The 25413-nt window shown below is 35.2% G+C and carries 27 protein-coding genes and 2 pseudogenes; 6 read left to right on the top strand and 23 right to left on the bottom strand.

Translation table 11 applies throughout. The features are described from left to right. Nucleotides 1-185: 185 nt before the first annotated feature. Nucleotides 186-1772, top strand: a complete 1587-nt coding sequence (locus AWW73_RS09350; protein WP_062849491.1) for an ATP-binding cassette domain-containing protein — start codon at nucleotides 186-188, stop codon at nucleotides 1770-1772. A gap of 66 nt (nucleotides 1773-1838) precedes the next feature. Here AWW73_RS09350 and AWW73_RS09345 read toward each other — a convergent pair whose 3' ends face one another. Continuing rightward, nucleotides 1839-2267, bottom strand: a complete 429-nt coding sequence (locus AWW73_RS09345) for a hypothetical protein (RefSeq protein ID WP_062849490.1) — start codon at nucleotides 2265-2267, stop codon at nucleotides 1839-1841. A 35-nt stretch (nucleotides 2268-2302) separates the two neighbouring features. Further along, nucleotides 2303-2383: pseudogene (locus AWW73_RS18940) on the bottom strand (hypothetical protein); the annotation flags it as partial. Between the two features lie 92 nt (nucleotides 2384-2475). Here AWW73_RS18940 and AWW73_RS09340 point away from each other — a divergent pair. Beyond that, nucleotides 2476-2982 (top strand): GNAT family N-acetyltransferase, encoded by a 507-nt coding sequence (locus AWW73_RS09340; protein WP_062849489.1) that lies wholly within the window; start codon nucleotides 2476-2478, stop codon nucleotides 2980-2982. 91 nt (nucleotides 2983-3073) lie between these two features. Here the strand turns inward: AWW73_RS09340 and AWW73_RS09335 are convergent, their stop codons facing one another. Then, complete coding sequence (locus AWW73_RS09335; protein ID WP_016145729.1) at nucleotides 3074-3436, bottom strand: NirD/YgiW/YdeI family stress tolerance protein; 363 nt, start codon at nucleotides 3434-3436, stop codon at nucleotides 3074-3076. Between the two features lie 286 nt (nucleotides 3437-3722). Between AWW73_RS09335 and AWW73_RS09330 the strand changes: the two are divergent. After that, a pseudogene (locus AWW73_RS09330) lies at nucleotides 3723-5870 on the top strand (TonB-dependent receptor). Between the two features lie 32 nt (nucleotides 5871-5902). On the opposite strand, the gene AWW73_RS09325 reads toward AWW73_RS09330, so the two are convergent. From AWW73_RS09325 to AWW73_RS09315, 4 genes are all read right to left on the bottom strand, one after another. After that, complete coding sequence (locus AWW73_RS09325; protein ID WP_062849488.1) at nucleotides 5903-6526, bottom strand: C40 family peptidase; 624 nt, start codon at nucleotides 6524-6526, stop codon at nucleotides 5903-5905. Between the two features lie 155 nt (nucleotides 6527-6681). Further along, nucleotides 6682-6969: a hypothetical protein gene (locus AWW73_RS09320; RefSeq protein ID WP_016145732.1), complete on the bottom strand. Its 288-nt coding sequence runs from the start codon at nucleotides 6967-6969 to the stop codon at nucleotides 6682-6684. A 275-nt stretch (nucleotides 6970-7244) separates the two neighbouring features. Further along, nucleotides 7245-7376, bottom strand: a complete 132-nt coding sequence (locus AWW73_RS18580) for a hypothetical protein (RefSeq protein ID WP_016145733.1) — start codon at nucleotides 7374-7376, stop codon at nucleotides 7245-7247. Nucleotides 7377-7559: 183 nt separating this feature from the next. Next, a complete protein-coding gene (locus AWW73_RS09315; RefSeq protein ID WP_031948725.1) occupies nucleotides 7560-8429 on the bottom strand; it encodes a LysR family transcriptional regulator in 870 nt (289 codons plus the stop codon). Nucleotides 8430-8745: 316 nt separating this feature from the next. On the opposite strand from AWW73_RS09315, the gene AWW73_RS09310 reads away from it, so the two are divergent. Then, nucleotides 8746-9600 carry a DMT family transporter gene (locus AWW73_RS09310; RefSeq protein WP_062849487.1) on the top strand — a complete coding sequence of 285 codons (855 nt, stop codon included), beginning with the start codon at nucleotides 8746-8748 and terminating at the stop codon, nucleotides 9598-9600. Nucleotides 9601-9656: 56 nt separating this feature from the next. On the opposite strand, the gene AWW73_RS09305 is transcribed toward AWW73_RS09310, so the two are convergent. The 9 genes from AWW73_RS09305 to AWW73_RS09265 form a co-directional block, all read right to left on the bottom strand. Further along, nucleotides 9657-9920: a hypothetical protein gene (locus AWW73_RS09305; protein ID WP_016145736.1), complete on the bottom strand. Its 264-nt coding sequence runs from the start codon at nucleotides 9918-9920 to the stop codon at nucleotides 9657-9659. 163 nt (nucleotides 9921-10083) lie between these two features. Next, entirely contained in the window at nucleotides 10084-11190 is a 1107-nt protein-coding gene (locus AWW73_RS09300) for a minor capsid protein (RefSeq protein WP_062849486.1), read from the bottom strand. Nucleotides 11191-11374: 184 nt separating this feature from the next. Beyond that, entirely contained in the window at nucleotides 11375-11617 is a 243-nt protein-coding gene (locus AWW73_RS09295; RefSeq protein ID WP_016145738.1) for a hypothetical protein, read from the bottom strand. A 574-nt stretch (nucleotides 11618-12191) separates the two neighbouring features. Beyond that, nucleotides 12192-12764 (bottom strand): lysozyme, encoded by a 573-nt coding sequence (locus AWW73_RS09290; RefSeq protein WP_062849485.1) that lies wholly within the window; start codon nucleotides 12762-12764, stop codon nucleotides 12192-12194. 170 nt (nucleotides 12765-12934) lie between these two features. Beyond that, nucleotides 12935-13135, bottom strand: coding sequence for a hypothetical protein (locus AWW73_RS09285; protein ID WP_002114613.1), 201 nt, complete (start codon nucleotides 13133-13135; stop codon nucleotides 12935-12937). A 188-nt stretch (nucleotides 13136-13323) separates the two neighbouring features. Then, nucleotides 13324-13782 carry a hypothetical protein gene (locus AWW73_RS09280; protein WP_062849484.1) on the bottom strand — a complete coding sequence of 153 codons (459 nt, stop codon included), beginning with the start codon at nucleotides 13780-13782 and terminating at the stop codon, nucleotides 13324-13326. A gap of 293 nt (nucleotides 13783-14075) precedes the next feature. Beyond that, complete coding sequence (locus AWW73_RS09275; protein ID WP_062849483.1) at nucleotides 14076-14354, bottom strand: hypothetical protein; 279 nt, start codon at nucleotides 14352-14354, stop codon at nucleotides 14076-14078. Nucleotides 14355-14664: 310 nt separating this feature from the next. Beyond that, nucleotides 14665-15039: a TonB C-terminal domain-containing protein gene (locus AWW73_RS09270; RefSeq protein ID WP_061874046.1), complete on the bottom strand. Its 375-nt coding sequence runs from the start codon at nucleotides 15037-15039 to the stop codon at nucleotides 14665-14667. 149 nt (nucleotides 15040-15188) lie between these two features. Then, nucleotides 15189-15413: a hypothetical protein gene (locus tag AWW73_RS09265; protein WP_062849482.1), complete on the bottom strand. Its 225-nt coding sequence runs from the start codon at nucleotides 15411-15413 to the stop codon at nucleotides 15189-15191. A 350-nt stretch (nucleotides 15414-15763) separates the two neighbouring features. On the opposite strand from AWW73_RS09265, the gene AWW73_RS09260 reads away from it, so the two are divergent. Both AWW73_RS09260 and AWW73_RS09255 read left to right on the top strand, forming a co-directional pair. Beyond that, nucleotides 15764-16228, top strand: coding sequence for a hypothetical protein (locus AWW73_RS09260; RefSeq protein WP_062849481.1), 465 nt, complete (start codon nucleotides 15764-15766; stop codon nucleotides 16226-16228). Nucleotides 16229-16382: 154 nt separating this feature from the next. Further along, nucleotides 16383-18572: a TonB-dependent receptor family protein gene (locus AWW73_RS09255; protein ID WP_062849513.1), complete on the top strand. Its 2190-nt coding sequence runs from the start codon at nucleotides 16383-16385 to the stop codon at nucleotides 18570-18572. 73 nt (nucleotides 18573-18645) lie between these two features. Here the strand turns inward: AWW73_RS09255 and AWW73_RS09250 are convergent, their stop codons facing one another. The 7 genes from AWW73_RS09250 to AWW73_RS09220 all read right to left on the bottom strand — a co-directional run. Then, the gene (locus AWW73_RS09250; RefSeq protein WP_062849512.1) at nucleotides 18646-19197 is read right to left on the bottom strand and encodes a TetR/AcrR family transcriptional regulator; all 552 of its coding nucleotides are present in this window, start codon (nucleotides 19195-19197) and stop codon (nucleotides 18646-18648) included. Between the two features lie 574 nt (nucleotides 19198-19771). Next, the gene (locus AWW73_RS09245) at nucleotides 19772-20329 is read right to left on the bottom strand and encodes a chorismate mutase (protein WP_062849480.1); all 558 of its coding nucleotides are present in this window, start codon (nucleotides 20327-20329) and stop codon (nucleotides 19772-19774) included. 77 nt (nucleotides 20330-20406) lie between these two features. Further along, nucleotides 20407-21090: an SDR family NAD(P)-dependent oxidoreductase gene (locus tag AWW73_RS09240; protein WP_062849479.1), complete on the bottom strand. Its 684-nt coding sequence runs from the start codon at nucleotides 21088-21090 to the stop codon at nucleotides 20407-20409. 9 nt (nucleotides 21091-21099) lie between these two features. Further along, a complete protein-coding gene (locus AWW73_RS09235; protein WP_062849478.1) occupies nucleotides 21100-21861 on the bottom strand; it encodes an SDR family NAD(P)-dependent oxidoreductase in 762 nt (253 codons plus the stop codon). A gap of 7 nt (nucleotides 21862-21868) precedes the next feature. Further along, nucleotides 21869-22555, bottom strand: coding sequence for a glutathione S-transferase (locus tag AWW73_RS09230; protein WP_057106297.1), 687 nt, complete (start codon nucleotides 22553-22555; stop codon nucleotides 21869-21871). A 228-nt stretch (nucleotides 22556-22783) separates the two neighbouring features. Beyond that, nucleotides 22784-23803: a Csu type fimbrial protein gene (locus tag AWW73_RS09225; protein WP_062849477.1), complete on the bottom strand. Its 1020-nt coding sequence runs from the start codon at nucleotides 23801-23803 to the stop codon at nucleotides 22784-22786. Next, nucleotides 23794-25413: fimbria/pilus outer membrane usher protein (locus AWW73_RS09220; RefSeq protein WP_062849476.1), on the bottom strand; the 1620-nt coding region annotated here is incomplete at its 5' end. The genes AWW73_RS09225 and AWW73_RS09220, both read right to left, overlap by 10 nt.

Here is a 25413-nt window from a genome sequence, read left to right as displayed (position 1 = left end):
CCTAAAATCGCTATAGAATAGTTCATTCTTCCATCAATTTCGTGAGTCACGCCAATGAAGTAAGTCTTTTTTCTCATCAATTTTTTCTTTTTTGATGTGCAAAATAGACTATTTGTGTGATTTACCGTCTCTATTAAAAATTATCATTATCCTATTTTGTACATCCTGTATTTATGAGGTTTTTTATGACTCAGCAGGCATGTGTAATATCGCAACTTACCCTAGAGTTTCCTTCAAAGGTAATGTTTAAGCACCTAAATTTTAGTCTTGAATCGAATCAGGTATCTGCCTTAATTGGTCGTAATGGCCAAGGCAAATCTTTGCTTATGCAAATGTTAAATGAGATGTTTGCAGCAGATTCAACTTATATATCAGGGCAAATATCTTGGCATGTAAAACATGCGTATTTACCTCAATTACATCGTTTGACGGCGCAGACCATTGCCGAAGCTTTAGATATCTTAAATATTTATCGAGCTTTTAAAAGAGTTGAACAAGGTGATGCAAGCTTTGACGATTATGATTTATTAGAAGGTAAATGGGAGTTACCCACCTTATGGAATAACATCTTAGAATCTGCTGGCTTACCAACAGATTTAGATTTTCCAGTTAAAAATTTAAGCGAAGGTCAAAAAACCAAGTTGGCTTTAAGCTGTTTATTTCTAAAATCAGATCACTATCTATTACTTGATGAGCCTAGCAATCATCTAGATCAAGAATCTAGACAATGGCTAATTAGTCATTTGAAAAAGCACCCAGCAGGTAGTCTTATTATTAGCCATGATCGGACTTTATTAAATGAAGTAGATCATATTTATCATTTAAATGAACATGGCCTACATCATACAACCGGAAACTATGAAAAATTTTATGGGCAATATCAAACCAATATCACAGCTCTAGAGCAATCTATTCAACAAAAGCAACGCGAAGTTAAACACATGAAGCAAAAGCAACATGATGTATTAATGAAAGCTCAAAAACGTGAGCGTGCGGGCAATAAGTTGAGAGAATCAAATTCTCAAGCCAAAATTTTGCTCGACTTTAAAAAGGAACAAGCAAGCCAAAGTATTGCCGCTATACAAACTCAACATCAACGACAAATTTCGAACAGTCAAAATGATTTGAAAGACAAGAAAATGCTTCTTGAAAGTGTCAAACCTCAACAGTTTGTGTTCCCAACTTTTCAGAAGAAATCAGGTGAAATTCTTCGTATTAAAAAACTTAAACTGAAATATGGAACTCAAAGACCCATTGATCTCGCTGTACAAGCTGCACAAAAAATTCACATAACTGGACAAAATGGCATTGGAAAGTCAACTTTGCTTAAAGCAATTTATGAACAGGACAAGCAGTTATGTGACAGTATTCACTTATCTGTAGGGTGTTTCTATCTCGACCAGAACTTTAGCTTTTTATGTGATGAGATGACTGTTATTGACAATCTCACCCAACTGAATCATGAGCTTTCAGAAGTAGAATGGCGGAATTTATTAGGTCAACTCCGAATCCGCGGTGATAAAGGTACACAACTACTGTCTCAGCTCAGTGGGGGTGAAAAACTAAAAGTAGCTTTATTAACCCTTAGCCAGATAAGCCCTTCCCCTGAACTTCTGTTATTAGATGAACCAGAAAATCATTTAGATATTGAATCTAGAAAGCTACTCGCTCATGCAATTCAGAGTTATGAAGGTGCTGTATTACTCATTTCACACGACCCACAGTTTGTAGAAAATTGCGGTATAAATGAGTCATTTTCGTTAGCTGAATAGGTTTATTCAGACTATTTCTTCAAATTTACTAGTTCTCATTTGAGAGCTAGTAAATTTTATCAATTTTTATTTTTTTACGTTATTTAAGAGTTCTAGGTCTAAATTATATTTCACAGTTTTATTTTTACGAGCACTATTACGCATTTGATAAACCTGAATAATATAATCACCATCGGCTGGTAAAATAAGCTCTCCTTTAAAACCTACGGTTGAGCCAATCAATAATGCGTTATCTTTACCGGGCTTTGTACCAGGTGCAAAAATATTAACGTATGCTAAATTACCAAGGCTATTAATATTAAATTTTAATATTTGACCCTTTTTTGCATAAACTCTATACCGCACATCATCGTAGCCCTGAAATTTTCCAGTTAAAGTGGTATACGGTGAACCTTGTAAAAAATTAACTTTTTGCTCAATATTTTTCGAGTAGATAGTGAATGAAGTAGTTGAAATCAATGTAGACAATAATAAAGTTTTAATAACTTTTTTCAATTTCCTAGCCTCAAAATTAATTTCAAATTATTATATTAAAAAATAATTTTATAAAATTTTACTTTATGTACGAGTTTAATGAGTATTAGTTGCTTTTTATAATTAGTAACAAATAAGATATATTATAAACATAAATTACTTTTACTTTTTTATATTTAATTACAAAGTTAAAGCGTAATAGCTAATCAATATATCTGGAAGTATTTTAATGAATATTATTGTTCGTGATGAAGAAATCACAGACATTGAAGCAATTGAAAAATTAACAAAAGCAGCTTTTCAAAATGCTGAACACAGTAGCCATACCGAGCATTTCATTGTTAATAGTTTGAGGACTCAAGGTCAACTCACTATTTCGCTAGTGGCAATTGAAGATGGCTCTATTATTGGACATGTTGCTATTTCTCCAGTTGAAATGAGCTCAGGTGAAATAGGTTGGTATGGTTTAGGTCCTATTTCAGTTCATCCAGATAAACAAGGCTGTGGTATTGGCTCACTCCTCATGAATAAATCACTACAAAAATTGAAACAACTCGGAGCCCAAGGATGTGTTTTATTGGGCGAACCAAGCTATTACAGCCGATTTGGTTTTAAAAATTATCCTGAGCTAGTTTTGCCGAATGTACCGAGTGAATATTTTCAGGCTGTAACTTTCTCGGGCAATATTCCAAAAGCTAATGTCAAATACCATGAAGCATTTAATGCGACGCAATAATAAAAACTTATTATCTTTAAAAGAAAACTCCTAAAAATAGGAGTTTTCTTTTTCATTAGTTTTGAACAATATTTACTTAAATCATCTGCTCTTACTTAACACGCTCAATCTGAAAAACTTCAATATCGGTAGGTTTAATTCTATGCTTATCTACCTCTCCAACAACACGTACTTTATCTCCTGCTTTTAACTGTAAAGGCTTCCATAAGTCATCATCAATATCAATTACTATGGTACCTGTTGCATCTTTTAGTTCAAAATGATCACCAGCAATATGCTTTACGATGGTACCGGTTAGAGTTACCCCAGCTTCATCAGCCAAAGTTTGTACTTTAGATACTGTGACTACATTTTTTGTCGCTTCTTTTAATAAAGCAGCATCTGGTTTAGCCATCACAGCATTACTACCTAATAAGGCAAATCCAGCCAACGCTGTTAAAAGTATTTTTTTCATGACGATTACCTGTTTTTAATATTCATAGTTATATAAACAAATTCTTTTAAAGTTATAGAGTTAGGTTTAGTGAGTTTTTGTATCTTATGAGTATTTTTCTTTACACTTTCTTTGCCCATGGTCGCGTTTTTAATCTTCTTGAGATTTCTCTTGTCTAAAAAAATTATTTTTTAAATCTTTATTGGATATATAAATAGATATTTAATTATTTATTAACAATTACACTTGTTAACGATTCATAAACACATATAATAACGATTATCATTATCTTTAAACTTATAACACAATGAAACATTTTTCAAAAAAAAGATTAGTAAATTCAATTTCTTTAGCATTTTTGGAATTAAGTGCAAATCAAAGTTTATTTGCTGCTGAAGTATCCATGTTGCCTACTATTAAGGTACAGGCCGAACAACAGCCTGAAAGTTTTGCTAAAGGAAATCTTGCTTCACAAGCGAATTTAGGCGTTTTAGGTAATAAAAAAATTATAGATACACCATTTAGTATTACTGAATACACCTCAGGAATTATTGAAGAGCAACAAGCCTCTACTGTAGGAGATGTTCTCAAAAACGACCCAGCAATTCGTATTACAACAAATCAAGGACATTTAAATGAAAACTTTAAAGTACGCGGCTTTGATTTAAACCATGAGGATATGGCTTATAACGGATTATATGGTGTGGCTCCTTATGGCCGGGTTCCGACTGAATTTTTAGAATCTATTACTTTATTAAAAGGGCCAAATGCCTTAGTTTCAGGTGTAGCACCAACAGGAAGTGTCGGTGGTGTAATTATTGCCCATTCAAAGCGTGCAGATAAGGAACTTACCCGACTCTTTAGCTCATTTGAGGATCAAAATTATTATCAATCTGGTTTTGATATTTCACGCCGATTTGGTCAACAAAAAGAATTTGGTATTCGATTAAATGGGGTCTATGGAGACGGCGAGCATATTATTGAAGAAATGAATGACCGCCATATCTCAGGTGCATTAGCAGCTGACTACACAACAGATAAGCTAAAAATTAATTTCAACTCTTATGCGATTAAAGAAAATCGTAAAGGAGGATCTCCAGCCATGGTGGCTATGGGTGGGAATAATTCAATCAATCAAGTTATTGCACCACCTAAAGGAAATAGTAACTTCTTTCCACATCTTAGGGGAAACACGGAAAGTAAATTTGTAGGCTTATCTAGTGAATATAAATTTACACCAGATTTCAAAGCTTTTGCTGGAATTGGCTATATAGAAAAAGAATATCAGGGCCATTTATTCGGTACACGAATGATTATTACCCATACGAATGGTGCAGCAACCTCACAATACTATCAAGTGGGTTCAAAAGAACATAACACAGCAGCAAATGTAGGATTTGAAAATAAGTTTAATACGGGTTCGGTTAAACATACGGTCAGTTTAAGAGCAGACTATCTAAAACGGAAATATACTCAACATAAAGCTGCTACTACCGCGGCCTTCAATACAAATCTTTATCAGCCCTCTGCAAATGGTGGTATGCCTACTACCCTTCCAGACATCGTTCCTTTTGGTGATAATGAATATATCAGTTATACCGTAACCGATCAGTTATCGATGCTAGATGATAAATTACAGTTAATTTTAGGGGCACGTTATCAAAATATCGATACTAAAAATTTAGTTAAAAATACCTCTTATAGCAAAGATAAAGTATCTCCGAGTTTAGGTATTGTGATTAAACCGTTTGGTGAGAGTCTTTCTTTTTATGCAAGTTATGTAGAAGGATTATCAGAAGGTACTACTGTTGATAATAATAAAGATGCAAATAATAGACGAACTTTTGCGCCATTCCAGACCAAACAATATGAAGTTGGGGCAAAATATCAGGTGGGGACTTGGTTAAATACTTTAGCAATATACCAAATTGAAAAACCAAACACGATGGCTCTCCCTTTCTCTGATCCTCAAGATAAGAATATTACTCAAATTACGGTTGATGGAGCGGAAACACGTTCGCGTGGCATTGAATGGGGTTTCTCAGGTGAAGTATTGGACGGCTTAAATTTATTAGGTAACTTGGCTTATATCAAAGCTGAAATTACCAAAGCTCAGGTAAATGTTGGCAATGATATTTATGGAGTGCCTAAATTAACAGGGTCATTAGGTTTAGATTATCAAGTTCCACAAATTGAAGGTTTGAATTTAACGACGAGAGCAACATAAGTAGGTGAACAATATTTAAATAGTACTAATACATTAGAGCTCCCTAGCTATACTGTTGTAGATATTGGTGCCCGTTATAAAACGGTATTAGGCGGAGTAAGTACAACATTTTTAGCAAATGTGGATAATGTCGCGAATAAAAAATATTGGGAAGGTGTATTCAATGACAACTATGCTGTTATTGGAGGAGCAAGAACCTATAAGGTGGGCCTAACATTTGATTTTTAATAATTTAAAAGCCCTATAAAACAGGGCTTTTTTTATATTTGCTTAAGAACTGTAACTAACTCAAAGTTAGCATCGGCAGCAAAATCAGAAGGAGCAATAAAACCCAATTGATTCCACTTTATAGTTAGACCCACCTTTTCATAGCATTGAGCCACATATTCAGAACATATAAATTCACGGTCAGCCTCAATTCTTTTTAGCTGTTTGGGTGTAAAAGGTATTTTTGATGAAAGAATTCTTGCTGCAATTTTTGCAATTTCGTCATTATCATAGGGATAGCCAAAGAAATTGATCGCATATTGTGTAAGAGCAACCAATGAATCTTTGTTTACCAATTTTGCAAACTGTTTATGGCGAATTACAATCATTCCACCGGGATAAGGTTGTCCATCATTTGTGTAATCTTCTAAATATTTGGATAACCTTACAGTACGCACGCCAATAGGTTCGACACTTTCTAGCAACATTATACGATCAATAGCATCTAACCGCAGTATAAATGCCACATGACTCCAGACACTCTGTGTTGCCTGTTGAATCATTGTAGAAAATATTCCATTACCCGAACAAAGTAAGATATCGCCATTTTGCAAACTGCCACGTATGTCTCGATAATCAGTAGGCTTTTTTTTAGGAAATTTATCAATTTTCAGCATTTTAACTGACTCAACTGTTCATTATTATTGTTTGACTGAAACTCTATTATAAACAGCAATTGTTATAAAATTGAGAATATAAACGTATATATACACGAAACTTACAAAGAAAAAAGTGCTTACATATAATGAAATATGACTGAATATAACTATTCTTAGGCAATAATATGAGCTAAGCACTGTAGACTCTTTACTGCTTCCACTTCATCTTCAGTTTGCATAACAATCAATCTATCGTATGAAATTCCACCAATTTCAATATAAATTTTTGGATGTGGAAGCTGGGGAATATAGACTTTTAAAGGTTGATAAAGCGCAAGCAAATAACCAAATGAGTCATAAGGATAATGATCATCTTTTAATGTCTTCTTTATCACGACGTAAGTGTTCAATATATTTAAGATAAATCCATATTCATTTTCAGAGTGAAATTTAGCATCCATACCCACCTCCTTGATTAATTTGTATTTTTTTATAATCAAAATTAAAGGTTAAATTTCTGATCTGATGGTATTTGAACCAAATTAATTTAAATATAGAGTTATATTTAAAGTAAATGGTTGTGAATTTAAATATATTGAAAACCTAGCATAATAGTCAACATATTTTGAACAGAGCCATTAAAAATAAATATTCTGAGTTACAAATCACATTTTAAGATAGAAATAAAAGGATAGAAAAAACCCATCTTACGATGGGTTCTGGATATTTAACTAGATTATGAATCTTTATCTATTGAATGAGGAGTTGTGGTTTTATCTTGCTGTTCTGTATCATTTTCACCTTGGCAGGCACTCACACTTAAAGAAATAAAGGCGGCTAAACCCAAAGTTGCTATAATTTTTGTCATGTTTCACCTCATGAATTGTTCAGATTGATGAGTTAATAAATACTTTTAATTAGTTTTACGATCAGCATAGGTTTTTAGGCTTTTTTGTAGATTTAACGCAAAAATGTAAAGCTCTTTAGTTATATTTCAACTCAAAACTATGCAATTTAATACTAATATTGCTGAGTTAAATTAAAGTAAAAATTAAACATTAACCGAGTGCCTCAAGGTTTTGATAAGTAAATCATATAAATGATCTACAGCTTTCGATTCTAGAGATACTCTACTGCGATAAACAGCAGTCTCCATAGGTTCTAAAGGCCCAAGACCATGATCAGCACCTAATATTGTTAAATGTTCGGGTGCACTACATTGAGTAAACACGGCAATTGCTAAACCACTTTCAACTGCAGCAATTTGACCTGCTAAACTTGAACTGTTGTATACCACACGATAACGGCGTCCTTGTAATGCTAAGGAATTAATAGCACTCTTTTTGGCTTGGCTGGTACTTTCATAAACTGCAATTGGGAGTGGATCTTCTCGCCAGAGTTCAAACTGCGGAGAACCTACCCACACCATGGGTTCATGAAATAAAAGTGTTCCTTGACGAGCGTTATCTCTTGAAATTAATGCTAAGTCTATATCACCGCTTTCTACCCGTGGTATTAAGGAAGTAGACTGCTCACAGATCAATTCGATTTCAACGCCTCCGTAACGTGGCGCAAAGCGCTTAAGCACGGGTGTTAAATATTTTGCTGCATAATCATCGGGTACACCAAGGCGTATACGCCCCTTCAGTTCATCTCCATGAAATGCCATTTGAGCTTCAGCATGTAAGTCGAGAATACGGCGTGCATAACCTAAAAGTAGTTGTCCTTGCGACGTTAACTCAATTTGCCGGTGTGTTCGTATTAGAAGTTGGCATTGCAAAGCTTCTTCTAATTTTTTAAGTTGCATACTCACAGCAGATTGAGATCGATACAACTCAGGTGCTGCATTAGACAGTGATCCTGTATCTACCACCGTGACAAAACACTTTAGCCAATCAATCTGTAAATTTTTTAAATTCATCACGATTTATCTATTCGATTTTCAAATAGTATATAAAAGAATTATGCGCTTTTCTTTATTTGTTATCTCTCCCATACTAAAAATTAGACAAGCTAAACGATACATTTTTAAAGGGAGAATATCTGAAATTGAATAGTGATCTTTATAGATATGCTCTTAATTCGGAATTAACAGCGATTTAACCAGTTTTTATTATCATTTTAAGTCATGAGATTGTGTTCTTATTAACTTAATAAAATAAGAGCTTAAATAGCAGCCTTTTTTAACAACTTTATCACTTTATATTTCTTAGAAATTATAACTAGGAGGGATTCGTATGCACCTAAATAAAGAGTTGCTCGCTTCACAAAGTGCAACTTCAGCTTTTGTCCTACTCTGGGGAAGTGCTGCAATTTTTACTCGATGGGGACTCGATAGTGCTTCTCCAATCGCATTCTTAATTCTCCGTTTTTCAATCGCTTTAATTATTCTAATTGTTCTTGCTGCTTTTAGACAAAGACTGTTACCGAAACGGGGTACGAGAAAACAAGTTCTTATTACTGGACTCCTTATTATTGCTGGTTATTCAATCTTCTATTTTAAAGCTATGGCTCATGGCGTTACGCCGGGCTTGATTGCAACAATTATGGGCATACAACCCATTTTAACACTTTGCCTTATTGAAAAAAATTTGAAAAAAGAAAGGCTTTTAGGTCTATGTATCGCTTTAGCTGGACTTGTACTTTTAGTGTGGAAGAGTTTAACGACATCTTTTATTGCTCCAATTGGAATGTTATTTGCCTTAGCTGCCCTGTTATGTATGACATTTGGAGCAATCATGCAAAAAAATATTCAACAGCCACCTACAGATGTGCTCCCACTTCAATATTTAGTCACCCTTATGGTGTGCATATTGTTTGTTCCGTTTGAGAATTTTGAAATAGAGTGGAATTCACAGTTAATCATTTCAATTCTATTTCTTGGCATTTTAATTTCTGTGATTGCTCAGCTTTTGCTTTATCGACTTTTAAATCAGGGCAATATTGTAAATGTGACAAGCCTGTTCTATTTAGTTCCTGTTGTTACCGCACTTCTAGACTATCTCATTCTAGGAAACAGGTTACCCATCGCAGGTTTATTAGGAATGATCGCCATCATACTCGGTTTAATCATTGTATTTAAAAAGAAATAACTTATTTAGAATTTAGTATAAAACCCTCGATTGAGGGCTTTATATCGAGTCAAAGACTAGTCTAAATTTTTCCAGTCTTTACCGATTTGAGCTAATGCTGGAAGTTCATCACTATTAAAAACATTAGAATTACGATCAATAGCAAATCGATAAATGGGCACAGAATCAGCTTCAGTTTTTTTATAGAAACTGAAGTTTTCAGTAATATGATAATTGCCGGCTTCTGTAGACTTTACAGCAGCTCCTGAGGGGATATGGATATAACTTTCACATTCCACTTCAACATTATTTCCAGCAAGATCTTGGTAGGAAAATTTCATGTTTTCATCCTTTTGTAAATTTTTATGATTGAGAAAAACTTAACATGCTATCTGACCAGATTATGGAAACTTTTTTCAACTAATTGTTTAAGTGTGTATATTTAGTTAAAACTCAAAATGGTTATTCAAGATAAAATTCTATTTCAAATGCTTCTTCTCAAAGTCACAATCCCAATCCTTTAAAAGCTCGCTCATCAAGTTCTTTAAGCTCCTCAAGTGTATACAACCGTCCTTCTGGATCAAAAAACTTATCAAAGTCGAATTGTCCTTCTTTATATAGTTGATATCTTTTAGGCCCTAACCACTCTTTTTGAAAGAAATCATCTGTTAGTTTAAAAAACTCTTTAAATGACATATTTGCATCTAATTGGCCAATTAACTGTTCACGTTCATTTTTAGGAATATCCTTAAATTTTCTCTCATCCATAATGAAGGCTCGACTGCCAACTAGCTGACCATCCTCATGAGTTGGAACTAGAATACTGCGGCAATGAGGATGCAAAGGCGGAACTTTTTTTGTAGGATCATTGATATTCCACACACTACTGTCCAGGGCTGCACATACTTTTGAGGTTCTGCCATCAAGAACACTTACAAATCTGACATATTCAAACTTTAACTGTTTATAGCTGTTTAAATAGGCCTGATTGGATATATGACTTCGAATCGTACGCACAGTCCGTTCAATATCAATCTTAGAACTATTTAATAGTCCATCTTCATATTTAAGGCGTTTAGTCCCTCGGATCCTTTGAATAATTTGCTGATTTGTTGCTCCAATATTGAGGCCATCCCGAATTGCATACTCAACTCTTTGACGGGCGACCTCGGCAATTGTAGAAAGTAATTCGTCCACCAATGCTCCACCTGCTAAAGGAACACGTTTAGCAGCTTTATAGAGCTGTTCACCTTTTAATTCTTTATGTTTGCCACCAAAAACTTTTGATATATATTTGGCTTCATAAATAGCCAATGCCACAGCAGAGATTGTAAAAGTTTCAATGAGCACATCATTGGTGGTATCAAACCACTGAGAAATTAGTGCACGTATCTCTTTTAATGGGGCTGTTGAGTAAAGCCCACCCGCCAATGCGGTTTTTTCCTTTTCATTTAGCTCATCTAACAGGTTACTTAGTTTAGTCAGCATGTTAACTGTTTCGGAATTAAATAAATTAAGAAGTTCGTTGACCGATCTTGAAGATGCTCGATATAGATAAGCTTGATGTTGAGTCAGAACATCAAAAAGTGATTTCTGATGAAGATTAATCATAAAAATTACCTCTACAGAATTGCCCTTTTTGTTATTTTCTATTTGTTTGCATCACCTTATGTAATTTGCTTATTATTAATATCTCTAGAATAAGTTATGACTAACAAGTGTACCTACGTAAAGTTATTTAGCTAACAGCTTATCCTTGTAATTTATATCTTTATAAACTTGTCTTGTGTCTAAACTACACAATCTCTTTAATGCTGAGTAAAACAGCATTACTCGGAATACTTTTAAGTATTTTCTTTTGTTGTTTTCTCCATTCTTTATGAAATTTTTTATCAGATTGTTCCGAAAAAATATCTCTATGATTATTGCTATAAGCACAACTCTTATTTCCAGAATGCGGACATGGCCAATTGTTTAAGTGAGGTGTCAAAACAGCGTTACTCATTAATGAAAGTTCTTCTAATCTAATTAAATTCATATTTACTTCCTTGCTTACACCTGCCAACTGACTCTTCAAAATATTCATCCAAACTTTATCTTGAATAATTTAAAGACGGCTATGGTTCTATTTCCCAAGCCAGTCTGGCCTACACACAAATACCACACCCTTAAAAAAGCAAAGTGCAAGTTTTGTATATTGATTTACCAATGATGTAACTTGTTATATGCGTAAATAAATAAAGGTTAAGTAGAATAAGAACTATTTAGAAGGTTTTCTTCTCAGTTACTCCAATTTCAGTTATACTGGCCTTAGTATGAGATGAGCCTTATATAGTTCATTGGTAGATCAATGAATGACTAAGCCCTTCGCTTTCGAGCAAGGGCTTTTTTAGTGCATATTTTTGAAAAAATTAATTTTAGCTGACTCGCCGATTCACGCCTCAGTTTGCCTTTACTCATCAGGTCTGTTAGATTGGTCTTGTTCATCAACTCCTATTGTCGATGAATACTGAAGCCTGATTCGTAGCATCAGGCTTTTTTTATGCTTAAAATTTTATAAATATTGATCGGAATGGCTTTTCTAATAGGAATCACTAAAGAATTAAAAAAAGCTAAGAAGCTAAAAATAATTGTTTTTCAACTGCACGACGTTTAACTAATCCAGCCAAACGCTTACCTCCTGCGTTTACCCATACATCAAACTGATTTGCAGCCTCTTTGTAATCACCTGAGTTTAACTTTTTTAGTAATGTCGATTTTTTAAAGGCGCCTACACCAATGTTATAAGTTAGAGATACTAATGCATCAAATTGAGTTTGTTTTAGAGGAACTTTTACAGCGCTATTTACGGCACGTTCAAATATTTTCAAATCATGCTGCATATATGCTTTGGCCTGCTCAAGGGTACATGTATCACCTTTTTGAACGCTCGAACCATTTGGATATCGAGTTGTACCATAACCAATACTCCAGATGCCTGTACCATCATCATAGGCCTTTAAACGTAATCCTTCAAAATTACAAATCTGATTTATTCCCTCCAAACTAAGAATCATCTCATCAACTGCAAAACCAATTTCCGCAGTACCATTATCAGTTGCTGTAGCAATATGGCGATTTGAAACATCATTTGGTCTAGACCTAGCAGTAAAAATCTTAAGGAAATAATCCAATATTTTTTGCATTTAAAGCCCTGTTGTCTTACTTCTTGTATAAATATATAACCATATATATCAAGACTAATTGTTTATTTCTAAGTCATTGAGGGAGAATGATTTAACCACCATTCGGGCTAGTTAAACCTAAAAATATCACTCAAAAATTTAAAATGCCCAATGTTGAATTGGGCTATGCTTTATTCTTCGACTTCAATCGGATCACCATCTTCAGGACGAATATGACGCTCACCATCGTCAGCTGGGTCGACACTAGAGCCATCTTTGGTAATGCTGTTATATAACTCATCCTCTTTTTTATCATCGATAAATTCTTCATCTGCAAAATCAAGAGGTTCTTCATCATCGTCAAAATTTAAGGGTTTTTCTTCATCTATCATGAGAGTTATCCTTGACTTAACTTGTGTTATTCCATGCTTAATTAATTACGAGATACATTCAACCCTAAACAATCATCATTTGTGTAACAGACACTTTAAGATACATTTATATAAAAAACCGCCCCAAAAGGCGGTTAATAAAATCTTGTTATGGAGAAATCAAACAATATTATTTCTTTTTAAATATTTTAAGTAGGTAATTTATTATTTTTAAGGTAATCATCTGATTTAAAATAATTAACAATCATTTCTGCATTTTCTTCTTTTACAGGTAAAGTAGTTACTGGGATACTTTCATTCCCCATACTAAAACCTTGAGGAATCAATTGTGAAATTGGAGGGAATTTAGGTTTTCCGCCTTCGGTAACTCTTTCAACAAATCCAGCAAGCCATAAAATAAATTCACCTTCATTTTCAAACTTAGGTATAAGGCTAAAATCAATTTTTACCGAGCATTGTTCACTAGGTTTGGTTAGACAATCTTCAAAATTGATAAAGTTATACTTTAATTTAAATTCAGTACCTTTTATCGCATTACGAATAAGGCCAATCAAACAATTTAGATTTTCAATCACATCATCAGAAAACAAGTTGTCATTTTTAATTTTTTTATAAACCTTCTCTGCTATAGCTAGATATTTTGGCATCATAGCCTCCTATTTTCTTATGAATGAATATATTCATACACTTTTTAAAATATTATTTTTTTATGTAATATAGGGTAAAACTCATAAACCAAATGTAAAAAGTATAAGTCATCTGAAAGCCACCATCAAAACTCATCACAAAAACATATGAAAATGCAAACCATCTCACATTAATTTACTTGTAAAATGAGATTTTTGAAAAATTTGCTTTCAATCTATTTTAACAATTTCGTTATAGCCTAAATAAGAGTTACGATTCTCATTCTAATAAGTAAAGGCTAATCTTTTAAATTTTATTCACTAGAATTTTTATTATTTTCTAAATGACTTAAAATACTACTAATTTTTAAAAGCAAATAACCAAACAACAGCCCATTAAATATAATAAACAGACCAATTGTAATCATTTCTGTAGACCATACTTGAATAATGTCTAAATTATCATTTCTTGTTTCGACTTGCCCATATGACAAAATAAAGGCTATTCCCAAAACAATTCCAAATAAAATTACACACCAAGCTACAACTTTTGTAGACTTACTTTCATTATGAGGCTTCATTAATTCACTCATATTTGTTCTTTACACTCTTGTAGATGTATTTATTTTTTATAACAATTTCTTACTTTTTTTAAAGTTTTGTTTATGTTGCCTTTTGATAGTAATGTAGCTAATTTTTATATTTTTTTAATTTATAAATAAAATGTCTTATTTTCTATTTAAACTGAAATGTTAGCTCATTTCTTTTAAAGCTAAATTTATTTAATAAAGATATTTTATATTCAGCTGAAACCTACCACATCAAGACTATAAGGACTTAAAGAGCAAATTTAATTTCTATCAATAATTATAAATCTGCTCTTCATGTTTAAGGAGAACTAATTTACTTTACTTGAAATTTCATATTGAATCTTCTAGCTTGCTTTCTTGCTTCAGGATGAGAAGGTAAAACAAATGGACTCGCACGCCATATCGCTTTTTCTATACTGGTTTTAAATTTCTGCTCTTCTTTATCTAAAAAGATAATTTGTTCAATTTCGCCACTATCCGTTAAAAAAACTTTTACACTTGCACTCATGCCTGTAGAAGATTTAGGGATATCCCATATTTTATAAATTTTCTTTTGATATTGTTTTTTATATTTCTCAGCCTCTGAGATAATTTTATTATCAGACACTTGAACAGAAGTAGTCTGTTTATGGCTAGTAGCACACCCTGCTAATAAAAATAAAGAAGCAATAATAGTAAAATTTTTCATATAAAGTACCTTTTTTCAATCATTAAAATTTAACAGTTTAAAATTCAAAAAACTACCTAAAGGTGATGTCCATTATTTATTATCTTGAATCAGCAAAGCTGTTAAGCCACCTTTACTGATCCTTTTCTTAACTTAATAATCTATTTTCTTTAAAAAGGGATTTCATAACGGAAATTCATATTAGAATTTTCTGGCATATTATAGGTGTCTTGATCGGTAAAAAGTCCATGCTCTGGTGTTTTAAAACTATTGAAAGCTTTATTCACTGGTACAATTGGAGGTTTATTTAAATAATTTTCTTGAGAATTATATGTAGATGAGGCACAACCAATTAGCCCAAAACCTATTAAAGAAATAATTAAAAATGTCTTCATAAATTCCGCCCGCTTTTATAAAAACCAAACAATCTAACAAATTAGAAAACCTTTGTCACACCAGAATAGTTTAGACTTACTTAACAATTAACTACTTAGAAGTTTTAAAAAACAATAAATTATTGATAGATAAATATTAAATTAAATAATAATCAGATACTTTGAATTAAAAGTTTTAGTTTTAATTTTAATAATTATCTGAAGCTATCAATAGACCTTCACGCACAGCTCTATACGTTACCTTATTATTTACCAGTTGATTAAGTACTGTTAAATCCAAACCTCCAAAAAAATTAACTTTAGTGTTATAATACAGTGATTTACTCAATTTCAATTGGACCTCAAAAGAAATGAATAGATTTTTATTAACTTTTTTATTTTTAAATATTGGGCTTTTTTCTTCTTCCACATTTGCTGAGGCAAACACATTTCAAACGAAACAAGAATATAACCACCCTAAATCTAATCAGCATAAAAGTATGCTTGAATTAAGCGCAAACTCTCAAGACCTTAAATTTAATGAACAACAAGATTCTTTTAGTTCTACTCATCAAAATGTAGATTTTTTTGAAATTGCAAAACAATATCAAGGAAACGAAGCAAAGCCTTCTTCGTTTACCGATGAGACAGTAAATATGAGTGATCATGAACGTAGTCTTTACTACATTAGACATCAGGATCATATGGGGATTCAAAGAGAGATTCGCGGCCAGCAGTTTAGATCGCTCAAACAACAGCGGGATAAAGGTGTTATTTCTAATGATGTATATAAAGAAAAGGTCTATAAAATCTTAAATCAACCTACTTTTAAATAGATTTAAAGCCCTCTCTAGAGGGCTGTTCTGGGAAAATGATTAAATAAAAGCTATGTTTAGTTTTTCTAAAAAAAAATTAAATTACATTTATAAAATTTTGTTACTTTTTCGCTATAATGATTATAATTATCGTTTAGGACTTCGATACATCAACATGGACCGCTTATCTTCTCTTTCACTCCCAAATTTTAAGTTCAAAGTTTCTACACTTAGCTATGCAATTGGACTCGCTTGTACTTATTTAGCAGTTCCTGCACATGCCGAAGATACAGCTGCTAGTGCATTACCAACCATTACTATTAAGGCACAAGGTAACTGGTTAGAAGAAGCAAATGCTGAAACTGTTCACCAACATGCTGGTGCTCGAACTATTGTTGACCGCAAACGTTTGGATGAAACAGCTGCAACTTCAATTCGAGAAGCATTAAAACAAATTCCCGGAGTTCAAGCTCAAGATAGTAGCGGCACGGGTGGTAGTGATGTTTCACTCAATATTGGGGTCCGTGGGTTAGCCTCTCGCCTGTCACCTCGTTCAACAGTTTTAGTAGACGGTGTTCCGCTTTCATTTGCACCTTATGGTCAGCCACAGCTATCTTTAGCTCCTGTTTCAATTGGTAATATTGAATCAGTTGACGTTGTACGTGGTGCTGGATCCGTTCGTTTTGGACCTCAAAACGTAGGCGGAATTATTAACTTTGCCACTCTATCAATTCCTCAAGATTTTAGTGGAACTGTTAGCCTAACTTCAGAATATGCATCTGGTACTGACCAAGTAAAGCTCAGCCCTAATCTATTTGTAGGTGGAACTTTAGATAATGGCTTAGGCCTTGCCCTCTTGTATTCAGGGACTAAAGGGAATGGTTATCGTGAAGCAAATAACAAGATTGACATCGATGATGTAATGTTAAAGTCTGCTTATCAATTTAATGATAAAGACTCGGTCGCTTTAAATCTGCATCACTATGAAGGTCGAGGTGAAATGCCAGAGGGTTTAACTCAAGCACAATATGCTGAAAACCCTTATCAATCTTCTGGTGAAAAAAACTATTTTGCAGGTCGACGTACAGATGTCTCTTTACGTTATAACCATAAAGATGAAAAAAATAACTTCGAAGTTTTAAGTTACTACATCGACTCTTTCCGTACAAGTAATCTTGAAACTACACTAGCGAATGGGCAAAAACGCCTCGATTCTGCGCCACGCGATTATAAAGTCTATGCAATTGAACCGCGTTACTCTCGTATTTATCAACTTGGTAATACTCAAAATGAAGTAACCGTGGGCTATCGCTACTTAAAAGAAGAAAGTTCTGAATTTGCTGGACGTACAGCATCTTATGCAGCTGGTTCATCAGTGCCAGATTTTGCGCCACGTAGTAGCAGCGAAGGCGGTACAAAAGCACATGCGGTATATATTGATAACCGTATGGAACTCGGCCGTTGGACCATCACACCGGGTGTTCGTTTCGAATCAATTGAAACCCATAATAACTTCACGGGTTATAACAAAGGACAAGCTAATACAGTTTATCCAAAAATTGATTCAGACGAATTTTTGCCAAGTTTATCTGTGATGTACTCGGCAAATGAAAACTGGAATATATTTGCAAATGCTGGTGTATCGTTTGGTCCACAGCAATACAGCCAATTGGCACGTCTTGAAGGAACCACCGCGACGGCTACAACCGACGGCTTACATCCTGAAAAATCGAATAACTATGAAATTGGAACCAAATATCTAGGTAATGGCCTGAATGCCGAATTTACGGTGTTCTACCTAGACTTTGATAAAGAGCTTTCATTGGTACGTGATGCAGGTAATAACGGAATCTGGACAGACTTAGGGGCAACCAGTCATAAAGGTATCGAAACGGGTATTAGCTATGATTTCGGTCAATTAACAGATGCGTTAGAAGGCTTAAAAGTATATGGAAACTATACTTTCACCAAAGCAGTCGCAGAAGCTGGTCAATTTAAAGATAAAGACCTACCGTTTTACTCACGTCATGTCGGTAATGTTGGGTTAGGTTATACCGTGGACAAATGGTCTTTAAATGCCGATATGTTTGCGCAGTCTAAGCAGCATTCACCGGACCTTCCTGATAGTAATGTTTATCAAACAGAAGAAACTGCTGATGGTAAATACGGAGATATTCCGGGTTACACCACTTTTGCACTACGTACGTCTTATGACTTAAGTTCACAAGTTAAAGGTTTAAAAATTGCTGGCGGAATCAAAAACGTCTTTGATAAGCAATACTTTACTCGCTCAACAGACTCTACTGGCGGTAAATATGTAGGACTGCCACGTACTTTCTATCTACAAACCTCTTTTGACTTTTAAAGCTCAATTAAGTTAAAGAAGCCCTCTTCGGAGGGCTTTTCTATAGGCATTCAACACTAGAATATTGATCGATCTATACAAGCGTCGACATAAAATATTCTAACAACTTATCTCTTTCATCGATCTTATTTGCACTTAAAAGTTGAACCATCGCCCCATCAATCACAAACAAAAACATGTAAGCATCTTCAACTGTAGCGGTCGCTTTTACGGTTAAAAGCAGCTTATAAATTTCTTTAATAAACCAGTTCCGATAGTCAATCACGAGTTTATAGGCCGTTGGATAAAGCTTTTCAATTTCAAAAATGGCTTTAAATGGTAGCCGATAAAAGCCCTCTAAGTTTGCATGTAAAAAGTAAATTTTCTTGAGTTTATCGAAAGCCATGAGTTCACGGTATGAATGAATAATCGAAAACACCTCATGTTTTAATGCATCTGTTTGAAAAGTTAAGCTCATCTGAATGAGCCTTTCCTTGGAGTGAAAATAGTTATAAAAAGTGGCTTTAGGAATTTTGGCTTCCTCAACAATTCGGTCAACCCCGATGTAAAACCCATGTTGATTAAATAAATCTTTTGCCGCGTGGAGCACGCGTAATGCTCTAAATGAAGATTCTAAATTTGGCATATATATACCGTTTAAAATAATTTTTTGTTGTTTATAAAAAGAGATAAAAATGCCATCACTCTTAACATGAGTGCTAAAAACAGGCATGCAAAAGCCGCACGAAAAAGGTGTGCTCGCCTATCTCAAGTTTATTGTCGCTATGATTTTTAGTCGTAATTGATCTAGAGATTAAAACCTATAGTCGATTAAACCTTTTTAAAGTTCTGTTGGATGGTATGACTAAAGAGACTTTGGCAAAGGCCAATAAAGAAAAAGAATTAGTGCGCATAAACGAACTCCTAGATGAAATAGAAGTTCTGCCAAATCACTGCTAAATGATTATGGTGGCAGAACGAAGAAGGGTTAGCAGACCAGTCATCTAGGAACCGGCACGCCCGAGGGCGTCCCTCCTCCGTCCTACCGCTACGAAGGGAGACGAACGAGTTCGACACCAAAAAATTGCTTCTTTGATGTCCTAGATGAAAACGGTCTGCTAAAACCGACTGGCAATGTGGCCAGCAGGCAAAGGATAATCGGAGCGGTTTTGGGTGTCAATGTGATATTGGCTAGAAAACAGTTAAATAATTATTGTTTTTCATTCTCTTAACTTAATTTTATTTAATGTCATACATAAGGCTTTTTTATCGGGTTCTTTAAGTTGAGGGTGTTGAACTGTTCGCATATAGCTACAGCCATAAGGTGCTTTGTTATTATTTTTCTTGAGTTCATAGGCAATATTTTTTAGAAGTTCCGTATTTAGCGTACTAATTTTTAAACGTATTTTGGTTAAATCTTGCGGTTTCCAATTGGTTTCCGGACTCGACAGCCAATCTGCACGATAGCGATACTGAATGGCTTTGGCAACATTCATTTGCGTCACAATAAATGGCTTCACTGTTTCACTATTTAAGCCAAAAGATTCGGCTTCCAAAAGTGATTGATCCAGAACTTTCTTTTCTTGAGTTAAATCTTCAATCGGTAAATGCTGTTCTGCTTTATAACCCGCGACATCTTTCATATAAGATAAACGCTCGTTAACTAAACGGGCAGTTTGAGTGTATTGTGCAGCTTGCGCTATTGAAGAAACACATACAATAGCTGCTAACGTACAAACCACTTTAACTGCTGGCTGAGCACTTTTAATTTTTTTCATTTAAAACCTATCGAAATTATTGTTCTATCCTCATTCCAGATCAGTACTGTATTTCAAGAACATACGAAAGTAAAATTTTAAGATAGGCTAAGTTCTTGGCTCCATGCCGAATCAGGCTGGTGATAGATATGCTGGCAGACTTGCTTAAGAGATGAGGTAAAGTGCTGGTTATGCCCTTCCCATTTTTCAACCATGCAATAGGCGACATGAATGCCTTTAGGTTGGAACTCTCTTGCTAATGACTGAGATAAAGCACGAACACCCGCAAACATGCTTTGGCTTAACACATCGTACTGAGTCGAATGATTAGAAGACGCGCCAAGAAAAATAACGGTGCCCCGCTGCTGTTTCAACATCGGTTTAATCACAGCTTGCGCTACACTCACAGCACTTAAACCTGTGGCCTGCCAATTGTGTTCAATTTCTTCTAGAGATAAAGCTTGGATATTTGGTGAAGATGAGAAACTTGGCTGAAATACACAGAGCTCAATCGTGTGTCCATGGCTAGAAATATAACGAACCAAACATTTTAAATGATTTGCATTCACTAAATTTAAATAAACTGCTGTCACGCCATCATTTATAGAATGAGTTTTCATTTTTTGTGCGGCTGAATCATGTACAACTTGATAAAGATGTAATGGAAAGTGCGCATTTTTATCTAGAATGACAAAATCACGCTCGATCAATTGTAGGTCATGACCTGCGACCACAACACAGCCCTGCTTCTTTTTAAACCTTTGAAATATTTTTTTTAGCATTTTAGTCTCTCAAAATTTTTCTTGATAAGGGCGTAAATCCAGCTCATGTGTCCAAAGCTGAGGAGTTTGTTGATAAAGCATCCAATAGTTTTCTGCAATTGCATCAATATTAAGTCCCCCTGTACCCCGCGTAAGACGAGCTAAACGCCCCAAACCAAATAATGCTTTATTCACTCTATCGCCATCGACCATTCCATCAATAATCACATGAGCAATATGGATGCCTTGTGATTTATAAATTTGAGCTAAATTTAAGGCATACGCTCTTAAAGCGGATTTACCCATGGTAAAAGCTGCAAAAAAAGGTTTGCCGCGCAAAGAAGCACTCGCCCCCGTAAAAATAAGCGTACCGTGGTTTTGGTCTTTAAAGATTTTTAGACAGTTTTGAGAAACCAAATAAGCCGATAAAAAAGTGGATTGCCACATTTGAGTAAAAAACGACAATGGACTACGTAAAAAGATGGAAGGAATATTCCCTCCAACATTATGAATAACAGCAGTAATCCGCTCATTTTGACTAGTAATAGTGTCAAACAAGGCCTGTACTTGTTTTATATCTTCTGCATCCAAACGGAACGCTACAGCATTGCCACCATTGGCATGGATTTCAGAAGCGACTGCTTCAATTTTTTGGAAAGTACGTCCAGCAACATAAACTTTTAAGCCTTCTTTGGCGAAAAGACGGCACACAGCTGCACCAATCCCCTGTGATGCCCCGACCCCAATAACAACTGCACAATCTTGTGTTTTATCTAGTGTTGCTGATGTCATAGACATTTCACCCTGTTTGTTTTTTATACCATAATGCAATAAACGGACGATTCAAAATTTCTTTACTAAATTTTTTACTGGTACGGACCACTTCGCCGAGTTGAGCAACTACAGCAATGTCTGCAATGGTTTGGCTGTCTCCAACCAACCATTCATTTTGTGATAAAACCTGCTCAACACGATCTAGATGCCTTATAAACTCTTCTTCAACATGTTCAGCTTTCATTCGACCAAGTCCTTGAAAGAAAAGCTGTGTCTTCAATTCGGCCAAAATAAAACCTTTTACCATAGGCTTTTCATAGGCTGGGCGGCCAACGCTACTAATACGGATGGCTTCTTTTAAAGCTTCAGGGTCATTGACTCGTAAATAAACTTCAAAAAAATAAAGAGATTCATCTGCCCAATCTTCCCAAAGCTCGGCAAGAGCTCTTTGGTTGGGGTCTTCTGGATAAAGTCGAGGTGTATCTGGATAGGTGTCGTCTAGATAGCGAGCAATTCGAGTACTGTCTTGAATCCGCTGACCGTTATGGTCAATGACAGGCACCTTACCTACTTTACTCAGTAAAGGAACTTTGGCCCCTAGAAGGCCGTTATAATTGATTGTTTCAAATGCAATTCCTTTAAATTTCAGTGCCCTTGAAATTTTTTGACAAAAGGGAGAAATTTCCCATTGATGTAAAATGATATCCGACATTTGTTCACCTTTATTTTAGTTGCCTATTTTACTATCTAGTTCTTTTTTGGAACCAATCAATAAATATACAGTATGTATTTCCAAGTCAAACTGTTTTTAATGACGATCAAGTTTCAAGGATTAAAAATATTTAAATTTTATTTTTTATATCTGAACCATTTTAGACAAAATCATGGGGAATACGCGGAACCATTCAGCTAAAAAAGATCCGCGCGTAAATTTTAAAAATTAATAGGTCACTGTCACAACAACACTATCAGAATAAGTCCCCGGTCTACTTGCGATGGAAGTGCCTTGCGGAATTTTTCCATACACAGGTGTACTTTGCGCGCTACCTGTGCCTGTTTTTGAGACTCCTCCTGTTCCCCCGACACTGGTTACGCCACCTGTAGCATCCCATACCGTACTATAGTTAGAGTCTTTATAGAGTTGATAGGGAATAAATTCATTATTACTATTCACCATACGCCTGAATCCACCACTTATACGGTTATTACCGTCTCCTAAATAAATACTGTAGGGTGTTCCAAAGTTACAAGTCGTATTCACAGCGCCTTGAGTTGTGTAGTCTCGTTTTGTAATACTGATATCATTAATGTTTCCAAAATCAACATTTGATGTTGAGTTTAGTTGGCACAGACTTGGTACCACAAAGTTTGCTGTTAGTAATGTATCACCCGAATCCCAACCACCAATTAAATCACCGCATGCTAAACCCAACGTATCCATGTCCCAATATAACCGAACCGAAGCCGTATACGTCCCTTTAGGATAAGCAATAAGTGATCCCGTTCGGGCAGGTACTTTTACATTTACCGAGTAGTTAATAATATTATTTGAGGCAACGGTTCTTACTGGGCCGTACCAGACATTCGAGGTATGGTTTGTGGTAGAAGACCCTGCTCCACCTACAGTTCCAGTGACCGTATAAGGCAATGAAACACTGTTAATTGCATTTGTAGTTCCCGTAAAGACGGTTTTCATACACATATAAGCAGAAATCTGGGGAATTCCTAAAGTCGTGCAAGTAATGGTTCCTGAAAGGTTTACAGTTGCATCACTATTAATATTTGCTGCCGTATATGTAAAAGTATTATTTGTGGTACCGCTTACGGTACAAGCAGCTTGTGCTGGACTAAAAAATGCATAAACAAGATAAAATAAGCAAATGCCTATAAAGTATTTTAAAGACAAAGAGAAAAATTTATAGCTCTGTATTTGAGCCTTATTCATAATATTTAATGACATATATAAGGTCCCAATTTTTTAGTTGAGTACTGATTACTGTTATAGCTGAAGTTAACTTGGCAGGAACCACGATCCGTAAGATCGACTTCAAGTTTGTTTTGCTTTAATAAGTTTTGAATAAATACTTCGCCGTCATAACCAACTACACCCTCTTGCTGTCCATTAATCCGAACCGTATAACCCGGCAATAACGGTGAGTTGTTCGCATCAACAACTTTTACTAATCCTGAAATGACTTGATGGGCACCAAAATCAATTAAGGTTCCTTGGCGATAACCGACCACTGTTTTTTGTTCAGTCGCTTTAACGCTCCAGTTAAGGGGCAGATAAGACGGATCCAAATAAATATGGTTCTCTTGATATGGCATGAGGCTTGGAATTAAAAATCTTCCAGACTTATCAGTTTCTCCTAGATTTACCCCGCCATTTATAATTTGGCTTTTCGGTCCAGCATTGGTGACAACCGCATAACCCTCTCCAATTTCATTGGCCGCAAAGATTCGCCCTGCGGCTGCAACCAAGGAACCCGTCGCTGATAGTGCAACCTGATCGTTGTCTCCAAATCGGTTATAGCGTCCTGTCAGGTAAGCAGCTCGCGCTCGATAAGAAGCATAAATCGAAGCATTGTTTTCATTCGCATCCTGATCTCGCTCAACATAACCACCCCAGCCAAATGATCCGATTTTTGGTTCTGATAAGCCGAAGATTTCCTCACGGTAACTCAGCCTGCCACTGTCACTAGAAACACTCGTAATGGCATTAAGCTTGCTGGACGGTGTGTAACGCAGGGCAAAGTAAAGACCATAATCCTTGTTATTTTCATAATCTTTATAGGCTGAGGTATAAAATCCCCAATTCTTGTTAAGACTTCCACTTAAGTTAGCAGACAGTAATTTATAGGAGTTATCGCTATATTTGATTTGGTTATAGCCCAGATAAGCCCCGTAGCCTGCGTAAAAGTTGTAGTTAATCCCTGCCCTAAAAATCTCATCTGCCAGTGCACTGTAGCTCAGATAGTTGTGTGGCTCGGCATCGGTCTGGTTATCTTTTAAATATCTGACTTGAGATACCCGGGCAAGGTCAAAATAGTTATCAAAGACTTTGCGGTAACTGGTGTTGAATGAAATATTCTTACTGATGCGTCCTTCTAAACCCAGCAAGGCAGAATAGCCGTTTTCATCTTTATACTGGCTTGCTGCAATATCGGCATTAATCACTCCAATACCAAACAGATTCTTGGCAAAGCCTGTGCCGAGATTCGACAGGCCATCTGTTGATGCTTCTGCTCCACCGCTTAAAGTCAGTGAGTTGCTGTAGCCGTATCGGATCGCACCTGATGCAAAGGTGGCATCGTCATAATCGTTGGAATAGAGTCCATAGTTATAGCGTGGCACCCCCACGTCTACTGAAAACTCATTAATGCCTTTTGCCAGAATCTTGGAAGAAAAATAGTAAGGCTTTTTGGTAATGCTCTGCTGGCCTGTTGCATCGGTGGTCACCAGCGTAACTTCATTTCCGGAAATAAACGGCAGTTGCGTAATATCAAAAGGACCTGAAGGCACTAGCCCTGAATAAATCTTTTGCTGGTTGACGTATAAATCTAAAGTTGA

The organism is Acinetobacter lactucae (genome assembly GCF_001605885.1).
Classification (GTDB): domain Bacteria; phylum Pseudomonadota; class Gammaproteobacteria; order Pseudomonadales; family Moraxellaceae; genus Acinetobacter; species Acinetobacter lactucae.
Note: the sequence above shows the minus strand (reverse complement) of the source record. Positions and strands in the feature narration are given on the sequence as shown.